Origin of the sequence: Pseudomonas fluorescens (genome assembly GCF_000967965.1) — a bacterium.
Classification (GTDB): Bacteria; Pseudomonadota; Gammaproteobacteria; order Pseudomonadales; family Pseudomonadaceae; genus Aquipseudomonas; species Aquipseudomonas grandcourensis.
The window spans coordinates 155,481-171,471 of the sequence record NZ_LACC01000022.1 but is presented as its reverse complement, the minus strand read 5'-3'; the positions used below and the strand labels follow the sequence as shown (position 1 = coordinate 171,471).

Below are 15,991 nucleotides of genomic sequence, written 5' to 3'. Positions count from 1 at the left end.
GATGCAATGGCGCGCAGTTTACCCTAATTCACACGGGATTCTGTCGGTACTGCCGTCGCCACCACTGGCCGCTCTGGCGTGCGACGCCACTGCGGCAGGCCAATCAGCACCACGGCGCTGATGATCACCGCCATCGCCAGGGCTTCTTCGATACCAATGGTTTCGCCGACGAACACGATCCCCAGCAACACCGCCACCGCCGGGTTGACGTAGGCATAACTGGTGGCCGCGGCCGGACGCACGTGCTTCAACAGGTACATGTAGGCGTTGAAGGCGATGATCGAACCGAACACGGTCAGGTACGCCAAAGCGGCCCAGCCTTCAATCGGCGGTACCTTTTCGAGGTGCTCACCGCTGACTGCGCTGGCAATCAGCAACACCACACCGCCCACCAGCATTTCCACAGCGCTGGCCATTGCGCCCTGAGGCAATGGCAGGTGCTTGCTCCATACCGAACCAAAGGCCCAGGTCGCCGCCGCGAATATCAGCAACGCCGCGCCCAACGGGCTCGATTGCAGGTTGGAACCCAGGTTGAGCATGGCGATGCCGATCAAGCCGAGCACAATCCCGGCCCATTCGAGACGGGTATTGCGCGCGCCCCAGAAATATCCGCACAGCAAGGTAAACAGCGGCACAGTCGCCACCGCCAAAGCCGCCACCCCGGAGGCCACGCCCGTATGCTCGGCCACGCTCACCGCGCCGTTGCCGCACGCCAGCAGCAAAATCCCGATGATTCCGGCTGCTTTCCATTGCGTCCAGGTCGGCGCTGGCGCCCCGCGCCAGCGCAGGAAGGCGTACATCAAGGTCCCGGCGATGACGAAGCGGATGCCGGCGAGCAGCAGTGGCGGCCAATATTCCACGCCGATGCGTATCACCAGGTAGGTCGAGCCCCAAATCACATACAAGGCGAAGAAGGCAGCGATCAAGGGTAAGGGAAAGCGACGAAGGCCGGACATGGGGCAGCTCACAGGCAAGGACAAGTGAACGGCTATTCTAGAAAGGCCAGCGCCGGAAAATAAGTTACAAAACCTGTTTAAAGCGCCGGTACACTTTTCAAAACACGGAGTTCAGCGCTATAAACCGTGTTTTCGAAAGTCGGCCATTTTCAGGAGTTTCCCCGATGGATAAGTACGACCGCATGCTGCTCAGCGCCCTGCTGGAAAACGGTCGCGCGTCCTACGCGGACCTGGCGCGCAAGGTCAACCTGTCTGCCCCGGCCGTAGCCGAGCGCGTGGCCAAGCTCGAAGCCAGCGGCGTGATCACCGGCTATCAGGCGAAAGTCGACATGGCCAAGCTCGGCCTGCCGATCCAGTGCGTGATCGAACTGCGCCTGAACCAGCACGGCAACCAGAAAGCCTACGACGACCTGATCAAAATCCCGCAATTGACCGAGTGCCATCGGGTGACCGGTGACCCGTGCGTGATCATGCAAGCGGCGGTGGGCTCGATGCCGGAGCTGGAGGACCTGATCAACCGGATCGCCACGTTCGGATTCAGCAAGACGTCGATTGTGTTGTCGAGTGCGATAGAGAAGCGGGTGCCGTTGGGGCATATCGAGGGGAATGGCAAGTAACCCAAGGACACAGCAGCCCCCCTGTAGGAGCGAGCCTGCTCGCGATAGCGGATTAGAATTCACAGGCGTGTTGACTGACACTCCGCCATCGCGAGCAGGCTCGCTCCTACAGGGATTTGCGGTGTTTGCGGGATCAGCGATAGCGTTTGAGGTGTTCGCCCACTTTCGCCGCCGGGACCTTCTGCAACTTGCACAGCAAGTCATGGGACAGCTCGCGCAAGCCATGCTTCTGGCGCAACTCTTCAGCCAGGTGCGCGGTCAGGTTGGCCGCCATCTCGGCATCGGCCATGGCCCGGTGGGCCTTGCCGGTGTGGGGCAGGTTGGCGAAGGTTGTGAGGGTGCCGAGTTTGTGGTTCGGCGCGGCGGGCATCAGGCGGCGGGCCAGCAGCAGCGAGCAGGCAAAGTTCTGCAAGCGGGTGCGTTTGATTCGCCCGAGTTCGAAGTCCCAGAACTTCTGGTCGAACGCGGCGTTGTGCGCGAGCAACGGGGTGCAGCCGACGAATTCATTCACTTCGTTCATCACCTGCTCCGCCGACGGCGCGGTGCGCAGCATGGCGTTGCTGATGCCGGTGAGTTGCTCGATGAAGGCCGGGACGCGCACGCCGGCGTTCATCAGGCTTTGGTAACGCTCGACGATGCGCCCCTGTTCAAGGATCACCACGGCGATTTCCGTGGCCCGGCAGCTGCTGCTCGGGGAGATCCCGGTGGTTTCAAAGTCGATGACTGCTATGCGTTCCAAACCTGGTTCAACTCCGTAAAAATCAATTCTTGAGCAGCAACGCGCCTTCGATCGGCACGTAACGGCTGGCGGCGCGGATCAGCGAGTTGGCGGTCAGGCCCGGCACGCCGTAGGCCACCGCTTGCACCCCGTGCTTGCTGATGATGCGTTCCAGCAGCATGTCGAAATCACCGTCGCCGGAGGCCAGGACGATTTCATCGACATGGTCGGCGGCATCCATGATGTCGAGGGTAATGCCCACGTCCCAGTCGCCCTTGGCCGAACCATCGCTGCGCTGGATGTACGGCTTGAGCTTCACGGTGAAACCGAGGTTGCGCAGGATCTGCTGGAACTGCTGCTGTTTGCTGTCGCCACGGTCGATGGCGTAGGCGTAGGCTTCGACGATCTCGCCCTGTTTGCTGATGTCAGCCCACAGTGCGGCGTAGTTGAAGTGGCAACCATAGGCCTGACGCACGGTGTAGTAGAGGTTCTGGACATCGGCGAACACTGCGATTTTTTTCACCGGCTTTCCTCAAGGCTGAATCAGGCACCAGGCCCGAAAAGTTGCCCAGTATGCCAGCCCGAAGGATTGTTCCGCGAATAATCAGCTATGTGGCAAGGGAGCAAGCTCCCTTGCCACTGACGTGTCAGACGAAGGAATCGTCGTCGCCGCCGAAGAACGATGAGTTGTCATCGCTGTAATCAGCGTCGCTGAACCCGCCCTGATCGTTGCTGTAGGAGTCGTTACCAGCCATGCGCTGGTCATCGCCCCAGCCATTGTTGCCCTGGTCGTTGACCTGGACGGGCTCTTCCTTGATGACTTCGACGACTTCCGGTTGCTGATTGTGATGGAACAGGCTGCTGATGCCTTGTGCCAGCATTACGCCACCCGCCACGCCGGCGGCGGTTTTCAGTGCACCACCGAGGAAACTGCTGCCGGCCGCTGCCGGAGCCTGTTGCTGGGGTGCATAGCCCTGCTGTGGAAAGTTCTGCGGCGGCGCGCCGAAGTTCTGCTGTGGCGGTTGCGCACCGAACGACGAGCGTCCCGGCTCACGCCAGCCACCGCTCGATGGCGGTGCGCTCTGGGTTGGCGCGGGCTGCGGCTCACGAGAGCTGCCGCCAAAGATGCTCGACAAAAAGCCACCACTACCCGGCGCAGGAGCCGGGGTCGCCTGGGCCTTGGCCTGTTGCAGTTCGGCCTGCAACTGCTGGACTTGCTGGGTCAATTGCCTGTTCTGTTCATCGAGGCTCTTGATCGCCGCCTCTTGCACCAGAATCGCCTGGGTCATGAAATAACCTGCCGCGGGCTGGTGCGTCAGGTGCTCCTTGATCCGCGCCTCTGCCTGGGCGTCGCGCGGGGCTGAGTCCGTTTCGGCCTGTTGCAGCCGGGAAAACAGTCCATCGATCAGGGTTTGTTCTTCGCTGTTCATGGCGACCTCGTAGATTGCCGGGAAAATCGTTGCCTTTATCCAATGAGAATAAGGTGCTCAACCTTAATGGAGGCTGAAACAAGATGTTTCAATGTCCTTTACCGAACGTTTACGTTTGCGTTCCCGAGCGCTTGATCGGTTAAAGTGAGCCACTGCTTCCAACCTGCGATACCAACTGATGAATCCGTTAGATGTTCTGCGTGACTCCCTGTATTTCTTCAAGCGCAATCTGGGCCAGATCGCGCAGCTGTGCCTGCCGCTGATAATGCTTGAGGCACTGTTGCAACAAGTGGTCGACCACTCCACGGAGCCGGACAGTTTCCCCGGCATCAGCGTGATTGTAGGTTTGCTGGTGTACCCGTTGTATACCGCCGCGCTGATCCTGTTTCTCGACGCCCGCAGCCGGGGCGAGTCGCCGCGCAACCGCGACCTGCTGGCGATGGCGGCGAGCCTTTGGCCGCGCTTCGCCTTGCTGACGGCGCTCAATACCGTGTTGATTCTGCTGGGCCTGTCGCTGTATTTCCTGCCGGGTATCTACCTGATGGTGACCCTGGCGTTTGGCGAATACCTGCTGGTGTTGCGCGGCCTGGCGCCGCTGGCGGCCATGAAGGAAAGCCTGCGCATGACTAAAGGTCACTTCCTGCGCATCCTGCTGTGCATTCTGTGTGTGATGGGGCCACTGTGGCTGCTCAAAGGGGCCACCCTGGCGGTGTACCCGGAACCTCAGAACCCGGTGGTTTCAGTGCTGATCGACAGCGCCCACAGCTTCCTGCAGCTGTTTACCAGCGTGGTGCTGTTCCGTCTGTTCATGCTGATCAACCCGTTGCCTGAGAAAAATGACTCACTGCTCTGACCTTGGGCGCGACCATCGCTCTCGGGTATGCTCGGGAACAATTTTGTAACGCTAATAAGCCGAGCCATGACCCGTCTACTGCGCTACACCCTGCTGGGCCTGCTGATCGTGATCGGCCTGATCACCGCGATGATCTACAGCCTGACCTGGCACCCCGATGCCAAAGAAGTGTTGCCTGTCAGTTGCAGTGCCCAGGCCCCCTCCCTGGTCCCCGGGCAGGCGTTGAAGGTGATGACCTGGAACGTCCAGTACCTGGCCGGCAAACGCTACGTATTCTGGAATGACCTGGCCGCCGGCACCGACGAACGCCCCACAGCGGAAGACATGGCTTTCAGCCTCGACGAAGTGGCGCGGGTGATTCGCGACGAACAGCCGGACATCGTGCTGTTGCAGGAACTGGACGACGGCGCCAAGGCCAGCGATTACCAGCACCAGTTCAAACTGCTGCAAGAACGGCTCGCCGACTTGTATCCGTGTGGCATCAGCGCGTTCGACTGGAAAGCAGACTTCGTGCCGAACCCGCACATCTTCGGCAGTGTCGGCCGGCAACTGGCGACCCTGAGCCGTTACCAGATCGAACATGCCGAACGGCTGCAACTGCCCATCACCTCGGGCAATCCGCTCAGCCGCCAATTCAAACCCAAAGACGCCTTGCTGGTGAGTTATTTGCCATTGAGTGACGGTGGGCAAATAGCGGTGCTCAATACCCATCTGGACCGCGCCAATCGAGCCGACAACACCTTGCAGAACCAGGTGAACGCCGTGGCCAAGGCCCTCGATAAATTTGAAAGCCGTGGCACGCCGTGGCTGATCGGTGGGGATTTCAACCTGTTGCCGCTGGGCCAGTATCGACGCCTGTCCGATGCGCAACGCGCGCCCTACTCCGCCGACAGCCCGTTGCACCTGCTGTGGGACAAGTACCCGATGATCCCGAGCAACAACGAAGCCAGTGGTATCGACCGCGAGCGCTGGCTGACCCACTACCCGAACGATCCCGGGCTGAAAGGCCCGGACCGGACCGTCGACTACCTGTTCTACAGTCCGCGGATCAAAGGGGTCGAGGCCATGGTGCGGCAGGATGATACGTTGCGTATCTCCGATCACCTGCCGGTGATTGCGCGGTTCCTGTTGCCGGCTGCGCCGTAGCACCTCACTCAAGCCCGCTCCCACAGGGTCTGTGCAAACCTGACTTAATGCACCTCCTCCAGATCATCATGCAGCAGCCCGAAGATCTCGCGTTTCATCTCGATGAACGAGCGCTCCATGACCATGTCCAGGTTGCGTGGACGTTCGATCGGCACATCCAGAATCTGCTTGATTCGCCCCGGTCTGGCACCCATGACGTAGACCCGGTCGCCGAGCAGGATCGCCTCGTCGATGTCGTGAGTCACGAACAACACCGTCTTCTTGCTGTTGCCCCACACCCGCAGCAACAACTGCTGCATTTGCAGGCGCGTCTGGCTGTCGAGGGCGCCGAAGGGTTCGTCCATCAACAGGATCTGCGGGTCATTGGCCAGTGCCCTAGCGATGGCGACGCGCTGCATCATGCCGCCGGACAACTGCTTGGCGTAGTTGTCGGCAAATCCGCTCAGGCCCACTTCGTTGACGTAGTAATCGACGATGTCCTTGCGTTGCGCCGCCGGCATACCGCGCCGCTTGAGGCCGAATTCGACGTTCTGCCGCACCGTCAGCCACGGGAAGAGCGTGTAGCTCTGGAACACCATGCCGCGATCCGCACCGGGGCCTTCCACCTGCTGGCCGCCGACGTAGATCTCGCCAGAGGTCGGTTCGGCCAGGCCGGCGGTGAGGTACAGCAGGCTCGACTTGCCGCAACCCGAAGGTCCGACCAGTACGGCGAATTGCTGGTCCGGCACCTCGAACGACACTTCCTCCAACGCGGTAAAGGTACCGCCATCGGGTTTCTTGTAACTCAGGCTGACCTTGTCCACCTTCAGCCGAGGCGCGTTCACCGGGGCAGCATGAGGGGCGGTAAAACGATGAGTGGCGGCGGTTACTGAGCCCATGCGGTGATCCTCAGACGTAGGAAACGGAACAGTTGATCGGTGACCAGGCCCAGCAGGCCGATGATCGCGATGGCGAGGAAAATCACATCCACCTGGAAGCCACGCATTGCCTTGAGGCTCAGGTAACCCAGGCCACTGGAAGCGGCGACCAGTTCAGCCACCACCAGGTAAGTCCAGGCCCAGCCCATGGTCACGCGCAGGGTGTCGAGCACACCTGGCAGGGAAGCCGGAGCGATCACATGCAGCACCGCATCGCGGCGGTTCGAACCTAAGGTGTAAGAGGCGTTGATCAGGTCCTTGGAGATGCCTTTGGACACGTCCGCGATCATCACCAGTTGCTGGAAGAACACGCCGAAGATGATCACCGACACCCGCTGCTCCAGACCGATGCCGATCCACAGGATGAACAGCGGCACGAACGAGGTCACCGGCAGGTAGCGAATGAAATTCACCAGTGGCTCAAGGAACGCCTGGACGATGCGGAAGCTGCCCATCAGCAGTCCCAGCGGCACCGCCACCAGGGACGACACGATGAAACCGACCATCACCACTTCGACGCTGGCCCATACATGCTGGCCGAGTGTGCCATCGCGCCCCAGGCGCACGGCGGCCTCGACCACCGCGCCCGGCGTCGGCAGGAACATGCCCGGCACCACGCCACCGTAGGACAAGCCGGCCCATAGGCCGACCAACAGCACCCAGGCCAGGCCGCTCGCGCTCCAGATCACCGAGACTGGCAAACCGGTCTTGGGCGTGATGCAGCGGCTCAGCCATGAATTGCGCTTGAACATGCAGCCTCCTAGAGCGGGGTGACGAAGCGGTTGTCGATCAGGTCGTCATTGCTGACGTTGTAGGGCTTGCCTTGCAGCTCACTGGCGGTCTCGTTGGCCAGTTTGATCAGCGGTGCGCTGTCACCCGGTTTACCCGGCGCGCCCAGGAGTTTTTCGCTCATGGCCTGATCGTAGAAACGCACGCCTTGCGCTGCGGCTTCCAGTTCCTTCGGATCGGCCAGGTAACCGCCGACACCCTTGGCCATGATTTTGTAGGCTTCCTGTGGATGATCCTTGGTGTACTGCACGGCTTTGTACAAACCGGCCACCAGCGCCTTGACGTCCTCCGGCTGCTTTTCGATCACGGTGCAGTTCAGTGCGACCACATCGACGATCACCCCCGGCGTGCTGCTGCTGTCGACCAGCACCTTGCCTTGCTTCTTGTCGCGAACCATCGACAGGTGCGGCTCCCAGGTCACGGCAGCCGGTACGCGACCGGCGATGAATGCGGTGGCGGCGTCGTCGGCCGTCATGTTCTGCACGGTGATGTCGCTCATTTTCATGCCGTTCTTTTTCAGCAGATACGACAACCAGAACTGCGAGGTCGAACCTTCATTCACCGCCACGGCCTGGCCTTTGAGCTCTTGCAGGCTCTTGACGTCCTTGCCTACCAGCACGCCGTCGCCACCATGGCTGTCGTCCAGCGCGGCCACGGCCTTGAAGCAGAATTGCGGACGGTACTTGAGCACCTCGTCGATGGTCGACGCCGAGCCGGACAACTCGCCGGACGCTTGGGCGGCCATGTACATCGCCGCTTCTTCGACCACCGGCAACTCGACGGTCAAACCGTTTTCCTTGAAGTAGCCAAGGTCCTGGGCCAGGTACAGGGTGCCGTAGCCGACCCAGGTGGTATGACCGATGGACAGGGTGCCGGCCTGGGCGCTGGTGGCGACCGTCGCGGCGATGGCGGTGACCGCCAGTGGATGGGCAACGCGGGTAAGCAAGGACTTGATCATGGAGCACTCCCAAAGCTGTTGATTTAGTTTTGTCATGGGCAGTACGGCGAGCCCTGAATCGGCTGCAACCTGTGATCTCTCGGGGACCCTTCGGCGGGCAGCATTCGGCGGGCTGACGAGATCGATGTTGGCCCAAGGGCGGGATTAGGAAAATGAGGAAATATGTGGATGCGAACGATGAAAAAACTGGTTAGCGCGCACTGTGAAAGGGCGCTACGGGCAGGGATGCCCGAGGTGGGTGCAAGACTTGAGAAGTAGTTTGATTCGACAAAAGCAATCGCGAGCAGGCTCGCTCCTACAGGGGGTCTATGTCGCCCTCGTTTCCGATGATCGACACAAATCCAATGTAGGAGCGAGCCTGCTCGCGATAAGGTCCGCAGGACCTTCCAGCAAGATCAGAGCCGGCCGTATTCCTGCGCCGTACGATCCATCGCTTTCAGGGTCTTGCTGATCAGCTCATCAATCTCTTCACGGCTGGCAATCAACGCCGGCGCCATGATCATCCGGCCCAAGGTCGAGCGAATGATCACCCCCTCCTCGAAACCAATCGTACGGCAGCGCCAGGCGATGTCGTTCTCGTTGGCAAAACGCTTGCGAGTGGATTTGTCTTCGGCCAGTTGTAGCGCCGCGACCATGCCGGTGCCCTGGATATCACCCACCAGCGGGTGCTTGCCGAACACTTCGCGCAGGCACTGTTGCAGGTACGGACCGATGTCGTCCTTGACCCGCGTCACCACGCCTTCATCACGCAGGGCCTTGAGGTTGGCAATCGCCACCGCCGCCGCCACCGGGTGCCCGGAGTAGGTCAGGCCGTGGGCGAACACGCCGCCCTGCTCCACCAGCACCGAAGCCATTTTCTTCGACAGGATCAAGCCACCCATGGGGATATAACCTGAGGTCAGGCCCTTGGCGATGGACAGGGTGTCCGGCTCGAATCCGAAGTACTCGTGGGCGAACCATTCGCCGGTACGACCGAAGCCGCCGATCACTTCATCGGCACACAGCAGCACATCGTACTTGCGGCAGATGCGCTGGATTTCCGGCCAGTAGCTTTCTGGCGGGAAGATCATGCCGCCGGCGCCCTGGAACGGTTCGGCGATAAAGCCCGCGACCTTGTCCGCACCCAGCTCGAGAATCTTCGCTTCCAGTTGCTGGGCCGCGCGCAGACCGAATTCAGCCGGGGTCAGGTTGCCTTCGTGGGCGAAGAAGTACGGCTCGTCGATGTGCTCGATGTCCGGAATCATGCCGCCCATTTCGTGCATGAATTTCATGCCGCCCAGCGCCGTCGCGGCCAGGGTCGAACCGTGGTAACCGTTCCAGCGGCCGATCATGATTTTCTTCTCGGGCTTGCCGAGCACCTGCCAGTAGCGACGCACCGTACGGATCAATACCTCGTTGGCTTCGGAGCCTGAGTTGGTGTAGATCGCGTGGCTGTAGTGAGCCGGCAGCAGGCTGAACAGCAGCTCGGACAGCTCGATCACCTGCGGGTGGGTGGTGTGGAAAAACATGTTGTAGTACGGCAGCTGTTCCAGTTGCTGGCTCGCAGCAAAGGCCAGGTCCTTGCGCCCGTAACCGAGGTTGGTGCACCACAACCCGGACATGCCGTCGAGGTAGCGCCGGCCATCGTTGTCCCACAGGTGCAGGCGTTCGCCACGGACCATCACCCGTGGCCCCTCTTCGTTGAGGGCTTTCTGATCGACGAACGCATGGATGTGGTGCGCAGCGTCGGCGGCCTGGTAGTCGCGGGTGTCACGTGATGTGGTCATCGCCAGTTCTCCGTTTTGTTATCAGCGCAATTGAAACCAGGTGGTCTTCAACTGGGTGTATTTATCGAATGAATGCAGGGACAGGTCGCGGCCGAAACCCGACTGCTTGCCACCGCCAAAAGGCACGGTCACGTCCAGCGCATCGACGCTGTTGACCGACACCGTACCGGCCCGCAATTGTCGCGCCACACGGTGGGCGCGGTTGAGGTCGTCGGTCCACAGCGAAGCCGCCAGACCGTAGACACTGTCGTTGGCCAACTGCAAGGCGTGGGCCTCGTCGTCGAATGGCGTGATCGCCAACACCGGGCCGAACACTTCATCGCGAAACAGCGGCATGTCCGGCGTCACGCCGGTGAAAATCGTCGGCTGGATGAAGTTGTCCGAGCCGTTGAAGATCGACTGCCGACCGCCACAAACCTTGGTCGCACCTTGCAGTTCGGCCTGCTGGATGAACTTCATGATGCGCGCGGTCTGACGGCTGTCGACGATGGCCCCGGCGGCGCTCGACGGGTCCAGCGGATCGCCCGGCAACCAGCGTTCGGCCTGGACCTTGAGGCGTTCGACGAACTCGTCATGAATCGAGCGCTGCACCAGTAACCGCGAATTCGCCGAGCAAACTTCGCCCTGATTGAAGAAGATGCCGAATGCGGCTTTCTCGGCCGCCAGATCCAGATCCTGACAATCGGCAAACACCAGGTTGGCGCTCTTGCCGCCGCACTCCAGCCACACCTGCTTGAGGTTCGACTGGGCCGAGTACTGCATGAAATATTTGCCGACTTCGGTGGAGCCGGTGAACACCAGGCAATCGACGTCCGGGTGCAGGCCGAGTGCCTTGCCGGTCTGCTCGCCGAGGCCCGGCAGTACGTTGAGTACGCCTGGCGGAATCCCCGCCTCCAGCGCCAGCTCAGCCAGTCGCAGGGCAGAAAACGGCGACTGCTCGGCCGGTTTGAGGATTACCGAGTTACCGGCGGCCAGGGCCGGGGCGAGTTTCCACGCAGCCATGTCCAGAGGGAAATTCCACGGCACCACGGCAGCCACTACGCCCAAGGCTTCGCGAGTAATGGTTGCCAGCACGTTCTGCGCACTCGGCGCGACCTGATCGTAGAGTTTGTCGAGGCTTTCGGCGTACCAGCGGAACACGCCAGCGGCACCCGGCACGTCGATGTTGTAGGCATCGGTGACGGGCTTGCCCATGTTCAGCGAATCGAGCAGCGCCAGCTCTTCACGGTTTTCCAGGATCAAGTCGGCCAGGCGCAACAGTACTTGCTTGCGTTCGCTCGGCGAGCGTGCAGCCCAGGTGCCAGCCTCGAAGACCTGCCGCGCATTGTGCACCGCCGCGTTCACATCTTCTTCGCCGCAGGCGGCAACGTTGGCCAGGCATTGCCCGGTGGCAGGGTTGATCGCGGCGAAAGTCTGCCCCGATTGCGCCGCGCGGCGCTGGCCGTCGATCACGGCCTGGTCGGGAAACCGCAGGGAAGCGGCCTTGCGTTGCCAATACTCAAGCTCGAACACGTTCAGATGCTCCAGAGGACATTCTTGTGTATTGGATAGTCGCTCAGGCCCGAGCGGTGGAAAACCAGTAAAAATGTGTTCGCAGGCCAAGAAAAAACTACGTAGCCAATCTCCCTTCTGGCGCAGCATGTGGTTATTGTTCAAACACAACAAATCGCTACCCGAGCGGATAGGGGTGGCGCGCAAATTGCCAGGATGCCTGATCCGTTCTCCCCCGAGGTTTGCTGTGGCTGCCTACAATCTGCGTCAACTGAAATACTTCATCACCACCGTCGAGTGCGGCAGCGTTGCCGAGGCCTCGCGCAAGCTATACATCGCCCAGCCTTCGATCTCCACGGCCATCAAAGGGCTGGAAGACAGTTTCGGCGTGCAACTGCTGATTCGTCACCATGCACAGGGCGTGTCATTGACCCCCAGCGGTGCACGCTTCTACCGCAAGGCCCAGGAACTGCTGCGCATGGCCAAGGAGTTCGAACAGAACGCCCTGGCCGACAACGATGTGGTGTCCGGGCAGATCGATATCGGCTGTTTCGAAACCGTCGCGCCGCTGTACCTGCCGCAATTGATTGCCGGTTTTTCGGCGCTGTACCCGGGAGTGGAAATCCGCATCCGCGACGGCGAGCAACAAGAGCTGGTGCAGGGCCTGACCTCCGGCGCTTTCGATCTGGCGATCCTTTACGAGCACGATCTGGACGGCACCATCGAAACCGAACCGCTGATGCCGGCGCAACGACCTTACGCGCTGCTGCCGGCGGATCACCGCTTTGCCCAGCAGGCGCAGGTGTCGCTACGGGATTTGTGCCTGGAACCGATGATTCTTCTGGACGTGCAGCCGAGCCGCACCTACTTCGTCAGCCTGTTCGAGGAGCTGGGCCTGACCCCACGCATCGCCTTCAGCTCGCCATCCATCGAGATGGTGCGCGGCATGGTTGGCCAGGGCTTCGGGTTCTCTATCCTGGTGACCAAGCCGCATTCGGAGTGCACCTACGACGGGCAGAAAGTGGTGTGCGTGGACATCGCCGAGGACGTCACCGGTTCCGGGCTGGTGGCGGCATGGCTCAAGCGTGGGCAACTGACCAAACCGGCGCAGTTGTTTGCTGATTACTGCCGCGAACAACTGACCGCCAAATCCGAAAATCCACAGTAATCCCCTGTGGTGAGGGGGCTTGCCCCCGTTGGACTGCGCAGCAGGCCCTGCTTTTCAGGTGAAGAGTTGGGGCCGCTGCGCGACCCAACGGGGGCAAGCCCCCTCGCCACAATGTCCAGCGTTCAGCCGTTATTTACGGGGTTTGATCCGCGCAGTCGCCTCCGCCACCAGCGGATCATCCGGCCAGTAATGCTTCGGATAACGCCCCTTCAAATCCTTCTTCACCTCGGCATAGGTGCTGCGCCAGAAGTTGGCCAGGTCCTGAGTTACCTGCACCGGCCGGCGCGCCGGGGACAACAGATGCAGCTTGACCACCTGCCGGCCCCCGGCAATGCGCGGAGTCTCGGCCAGACCGAACAACTCCTGCAATCGCACCGCCAGAATCGGCGGCTGTTCGCTGTAGTCCAGACGAATCGACGAGCCCGACGGCACGCTCAAATGATGCGGTGCCAGCTCGTCCAGGCGTTGTGGCAGCGGCCACGGCAGCAGATTGTGGACGATGTTCGACAGGTCCAGGTTGGCAAAGTGACTGAGCCGCGAAACCTTGCCCAGATACGGCATCAGCCAGTGCTCCAGACTCTTGAGCAATGCCGTGTCGCTGACATCCGGCCACTCACTCTCGCCCTTGCCGGCGAGATCCAGTAGCCGCAACAAGGCGACCCGCGCCTGCCACTGACGCAGCTCCGGAGTCCACGGCAACAGTTCCAGGCCTTTGCGCCGCACCAGGTTCGCCAGCGCCTGGCTGCGGGCGGTTTCGTCGAGACCGGTCAGTGGCTCGCGGCTGAGGATCAGTTCACCAACCTTGCGCTGACGCTCGGCCCGCAGCACGCCTTCACGTTCATCCCAATCCAGTTGGTCGACGCAGCGCACCTGCTCGGCCAGCACGGAGTCGAAGAGCGCCGGATCGAAGTCCGTCGCCAGATAAATCCGCTCCTCACGCTGGCCCTGGCGACTGCCCAGATCAGCGATCACCAGCCACGCTTGCTTCATGAGGCTGTCGGCCTCGGCAAACAGTGCGGCACGTCCGTTGGCCAGGCGATACTCCGCACCACCGGCCCGCCGTTGCTGGGCGACGCGGTCGGGATAGGCCAGTGCCAGCAACGCACCGAGCCAGCGCGGGTGATCCGGATCGCTGACCGGCTCCGAGGCTTTGCCGCGCAGGTATCCACGATACTGCCGCGCCAGTTGCCGTGCGCGCTGCACACCGCCCTGGGCACCGCGTGCGGCGCGCTCTTCGCCAGACAGCAGCACTAGTCGGCTGTGCAGATCCGCCCCGGCGCCGCGCAAGATATCGCGCTCGCCGAGCAGTGCCGCGACATCACAGGCCATGTCCGCCAGACCCAGCGCCTGGCCGCGCAACAGCAAATGCGCGATGCGCGGATGCGCCGGCAGTTCGGCCATGGCCTGGCCGTGACGGGTCAGTGCCTCACCCTCCATGGCCCCCAGGCGTTCGAGCAGGTCCTGAGCCTGTGCATAAGCGGCGGCCGGCGGCACGTCGAGCCACACCAGTTGTCCGGGCGTCACGCCCCAACGTCCCAGCTGCAAGGCCAGCCCGGCGAGGTCCGCCGAGAGGATTTCCGCACTGCCATAGGCCGCCAGTTGCTCGTGTTGGTCCTGGGACCACAAGCGATAACACACGCCCGGTTCCAGTCGCCCGGCCCGGCCCGTGCGCTGGGTGGCGCTGGCCTTGGAGATGCGTTGGGTGTCGAGGCGGGTCATGCCGCTGCCGGGGTCGAAACGCGGTACCCGCGCCAGCCCGGCATCGATCACCACCCGCACTCCGTTGATGGTCAAACTGGTTTCGGCGATGTTGGTGGCCAGCACCACTTTGCGTTTGCCCGCAGGAGCCGGATCGATGGCCGCACGTTGCGCGGCCAGGTCCAGTTCACCGTGCAACGGGCACAGTAGAACCTGAGTGCTTTCGCCCAAGGCTTCGGCCAGTTGCTGATGCACGCGGCGGATTTCTGCCTGCCCCGGCAGGAACACCAGCACGCTGCCGGTCTCGTCGTTCAAGGCTTCGAGGATGGTCTGCACCAGACGCGGCTCGATGAATTCTCCGGCCTGGAACGGCCGGCCCCAGCGCATCGCCACCGGGAACATGCGCCCTTCGCTGCGCAGGATCGGCGCGTCGTCGAGCAGCCCGGCCAAGCGTTCGCCTTCCAGCGTGGCGGACATCAAGAGGATTTTCAGCGGCTGATCGTCCCGGAACAGCTCCCTGCCATTAAGGCTCAGGGCCAAGGCCAGATCAGCGTCGAGGCTGCGCTCGTGAAATTCATCGAAGATCAGCAGGCCCACGCCCTCGAGCGCAGGGTCACCCTGCAAACGCCGGGTGAGGATGCCTTCGGTGACCACTTCGATGCGGGTGTTGGGACCGACCTTGCTGTCGAGCCGAATGCGATAGCCCACGGTTTCGCCCACCTTCTCCCCCAGCTCACTGGCCAGCCGTTCCGCTGCTGCGCGTGCGGCCAACCGGCGGGGTTCGAGCATCAGGATGGTCTGCCCGGCCAGCCACGGCTCGTTGAGCAAGGCCAAAGGCACCCGGGTGGTTTTACCCGCGCCGGGCGGCGCTTCGAGCACGGCTTCGTGGCGTGTAGCGAGGGCTTCACGCAGGGCGGGTAAAACTTCATCGATCGGCAAAGAAATCATGCTGGCTCCAAAACAGAGCGGCGAGTATAACGGCGAACTGCGTGGCGTTAATCACGGTCCTAATTCATACCGACGACGTTTCGTTTCGAGATTACCCAGGAGATTTCATATGCATGTTCCCTTTCGCCTGATTGGCGGTGTTCTGGTCGCAACCTTGCTGACTCAAGTGACCGCCTGCGGTTCGATCTTCTACCCGGATCGCCGTGGCCAGATCGAAGGCAAGATCGACCCGGCCATCGCCGCGCTCGACGCCGTGGGCCTGCTGTTCTACATCATCCCCGGCCTGATTGCGTTTGCCGTGGACTTCGCCACCGGCGCGATTTACTTCGAGCCGGGCAAGACCGCCCAGGTCGACCCGCAAAAACTCAAGGACGCCATCGGTCCCGACGGCAAGGTCGATAACCACAAGTTGCAGACTATTCTGGAAAGTGAACTGGGCCGCAGCTTCCCGCTGGATGATCCACGCCTGATCCAAAGCAAAGGCAGTGCCCAGCAACTGGCGATGTTCGGCCTGCAACCCGCCGCATAATCCCTGC

Annotated in this window: 15 protein-coding genes; 5 read left to right on the top strand and 10 right to left on the bottom strand. The window is 61.8% G+C overall.

Features of this window, described 5'->3' with window-relative positions:
- Nucleotides 1-23: 23 nt before the first annotated feature.
- Nucleotides 24-956, bottom strand: coding sequence for a drug/metabolite exporter YedA (yedA, locus tag VC35_RS17705; RefSeq protein ID WP_046041721.1), 933 nt, complete (start codon nucleotides 954-956; stop codon nucleotides 24-26).
- Nucleotides 957-1,120: 164 nt separating this feature from the next.
- On the opposite strand from yedA, the gene VC35_RS17700 reads away from it, so the two are divergent.
- Complete coding sequence (locus tag VC35_RS17700; protein ID WP_046041720.1) at nucleotides 1,121-1,573, top strand: Lrp/AsnC family transcriptional regulator; 453 nt, start codon at nucleotides 1,121-1,123, stop codon at nucleotides 1,571-1,573.
- 133 nt (nucleotides 1,574-1,706) lie between these two features.
- Here the strand turns inward: VC35_RS17700 and VC35_RS17695 are convergent, their stop codons facing one another.
- The 3 genes from VC35_RS17695 to VC35_RS17685 form a co-directional block, all read right to left on the bottom strand.
- Nucleotides 1,707-2,312 carry a 3'-5' exonuclease gene (locus tag VC35_RS17695; protein ID WP_046041719.1) on the bottom strand — a complete coding sequence of 202 codons (606 nt, stop codon included), beginning with the start codon at nucleotides 2,310-2,312 and terminating at the stop codon, nucleotides 1,707-1,709.
- A 22-nt stretch (nucleotides 2,313-2,334) separates the two neighbouring features.
- Nucleotides 2,335-2,814 (bottom strand): LabA-like NYN domain-containing protein, encoded by a 480-nt coding sequence (locus VC35_RS17690; protein ID WP_007990686.1) that lies wholly within the window; start codon nucleotides 2,812-2,814, stop codon nucleotides 2,335-2,337.
- 124 nt (nucleotides 2,815-2,938) lie between these two features.
- Nucleotides 2,939-3,721, bottom strand: a complete 783-nt coding sequence (locus VC35_RS17685) for a DUF2076 domain-containing protein (RefSeq protein ID WP_046041718.1) — start codon at nucleotides 3,719-3,721, stop codon at nucleotides 2,939-2,941.
- Between the two features lie 178 nt (nucleotides 3,722-3,899).
- Between VC35_RS17685 and VC35_RS17680 the strand changes: the two genes are divergently transcribed.
- Both VC35_RS17680 and VC35_RS17675 read left to right on the top strand, forming a co-directional pair.
- A complete protein-coding gene (locus VC35_RS17680; RefSeq protein WP_046041717.1) occupies nucleotides 3,900-4,574 on the top strand; it encodes a YciC family protein in 675 nt (224 codons plus the stop codon).
- A gap of 66 nt (nucleotides 4,575-4,640) precedes the next feature.
- On the top strand, nucleotides 4,641-5,720 hold the full coding sequence (locus VC35_RS17675) for an endonuclease/exonuclease/phosphatase family protein (protein ID WP_046041716.1): 1,080 nt from the start codon (nucleotides 4,641-4,643) through the stop codon (nucleotides 5,718-5,720).
- A 44-nt stretch (nucleotides 5,721-5,764) separates the two neighbouring features.
- Here VC35_RS17675 and VC35_RS17670 read toward each other — a convergent pair whose 3' ends face one another.
- The 5 genes from VC35_RS17670 to VC35_RS17650 form a co-directional block, all read right to left on the bottom strand.
- Entirely contained in the window at nucleotides 5,765-6,598 is an 834-nt protein-coding gene (locus tag VC35_RS17670) for an ABC transporter ATP-binding protein (RefSeq protein WP_046041715.1), read from the bottom strand.
- Entirely contained in the window at nucleotides 6,586-7,389 is an 804-nt protein-coding gene (locus VC35_RS17665) for an ABC transporter permease (RefSeq protein WP_007990681.1), read from the bottom strand. The genes VC35_RS17670 and VC35_RS17665 overlap by 13 nt, the downstream gene beginning before the upstream one ends.
- 8 nt (nucleotides 7,390-7,397) lie before the next feature.
- Nucleotides 7,398-8,384: an ABC transporter substrate-binding protein gene (locus tag VC35_RS17660; RefSeq protein ID WP_046041714.1), complete on the bottom strand. Its 987-nt coding sequence runs from the start codon at nucleotides 8,382-8,384 to the stop codon at nucleotides 7,398-7,400.
- 395 nt (nucleotides 8,385-8,779) lie between these two features.
- Nucleotides 8,780-10,150, bottom strand: a complete 1,371-nt coding sequence (locus VC35_RS17655) for an aspartate aminotransferase family protein (protein ID WP_046041713.1) — start codon at nucleotides 10,148-10,150, stop codon at nucleotides 8,780-8,782.
- Nucleotides 10,151-10,171: 21 nt separating this feature from the next.
- Entirely contained in the window at nucleotides 10,172-11,662 is a 1,491-nt protein-coding gene (locus VC35_RS17650) for an aldehyde dehydrogenase (RefSeq protein WP_046041712.1), read from the bottom strand.
- 226 nt (nucleotides 11,663-11,888) lie between these two features.
- On the opposite strand from VC35_RS17650, the gene VC35_RS17645 reads away from it, so the two are divergent.
- Nucleotides 11,889-12,809: a LysR family transcriptional regulator gene (locus VC35_RS17645; protein ID WP_046041711.1), complete on the top strand. Its 921-nt coding sequence runs from the start codon at nucleotides 11,889-11,891 to the stop codon at nucleotides 12,807-12,809.
- Nucleotides 12,810-12,938: 129 nt separating this feature from the next.
- Here VC35_RS17645 and hrpB read toward each other — a convergent pair whose 3' ends face one another.
- Complete coding sequence (hrpB, locus tag VC35_RS17640; RefSeq protein ID WP_046041710.1) at nucleotides 12,939-15,455, bottom strand: ATP-dependent helicase HrpB; 2,517 nt, start codon at nucleotides 15,453-15,455, stop codon at nucleotides 12,939-12,941.
- Between the two features lie 109 nt (nucleotides 15,456-15,564).
- Between hrpB and VC35_RS17635 the strand changes: the two genes are divergently transcribed.
- A complete protein-coding gene (locus VC35_RS17635; protein ID WP_046041709.1) occupies nucleotides 15,565-15,984 on the top strand; it encodes a hypothetical protein in 420 nt (139 codons plus the stop codon).
- The last annotated feature ends 7 nt before the right edge of the window (nucleotides 15,985-15,991 follow it).

Bases quoted from the DNA above. Each gene is read 5' to 3' on its own strand.
- hrpB (WP_046041710.1), bottom strand. From the start codon at position 15,455: ATGATTTCTTTGCCGATCGATGAAGTTTTACCCGCCCTGCGTGAAGCC.
- VC35_RS17635 (WP_046041709.1), top strand. From the start codon at position 15,565: ATGCATGTTCCCTTTCGCCTGATTGGCGGTGTTCTGGTCGCAACCTTG.
- VC35_RS17680 (WP_046041717.1), top strand. From the start codon at position 3,900: ATGAATCCGTTAGATGTTCTGCGTGACTCCCTGTATTTCTTCAAGCGC.
- VC35_RS17685 (WP_046041718.1), bottom strand. From the start codon at position 3,721: ATGAACAGCGAAGAACAAACCCTGATCGATGGACTGTTTTCCCGGCTG.
- VC35_RS17655 (WP_046041713.1), bottom strand. From the start codon at position 10,150: ATGACCACATCACGTGACACCCGCGACTACCAGGCCGCCGACGCTGCG.
- yedA (WP_046041721.1), bottom strand. From the start codon at position 956: ATGTCCGGCCTTCGTCGCTTTCCCTTACCCTTGATCGCTGCCTTCTTC.
- VC35_RS17675 (WP_046041716.1), top strand. From the start codon at position 4,641: ATGACCCGTCTACTGCGCTACACCCTGCTGGGCCTGCTGATCGTGATC.
- VC35_RS17670 (WP_046041715.1), bottom strand. From the start codon at position 6,598: ATGGGCTCAGTAACCGCCGCCACTCATCGTTTTACCGCCCCTCATGCT.
- VC35_RS17665 (WP_007990681.1), bottom strand. From the start codon at position 7,389: ATGTTCAAGCGCAATTCATGGCTGAGCCGCTGCATCACGCCCAAGACC.
- VC35_RS17700 (WP_046041720.1), top strand. From the start codon at position 1,121: ATGGATAAGTACGACCGCATGCTGCTCAGCGCCCTGCTGGAAAACGGT.
- VC35_RS17660 (WP_046041714.1), bottom strand. From the start codon at position 8,384: ATGATCAAGTCCTTGCTTACCCGCGTTGCCCATCCACTGGCGGTCACC.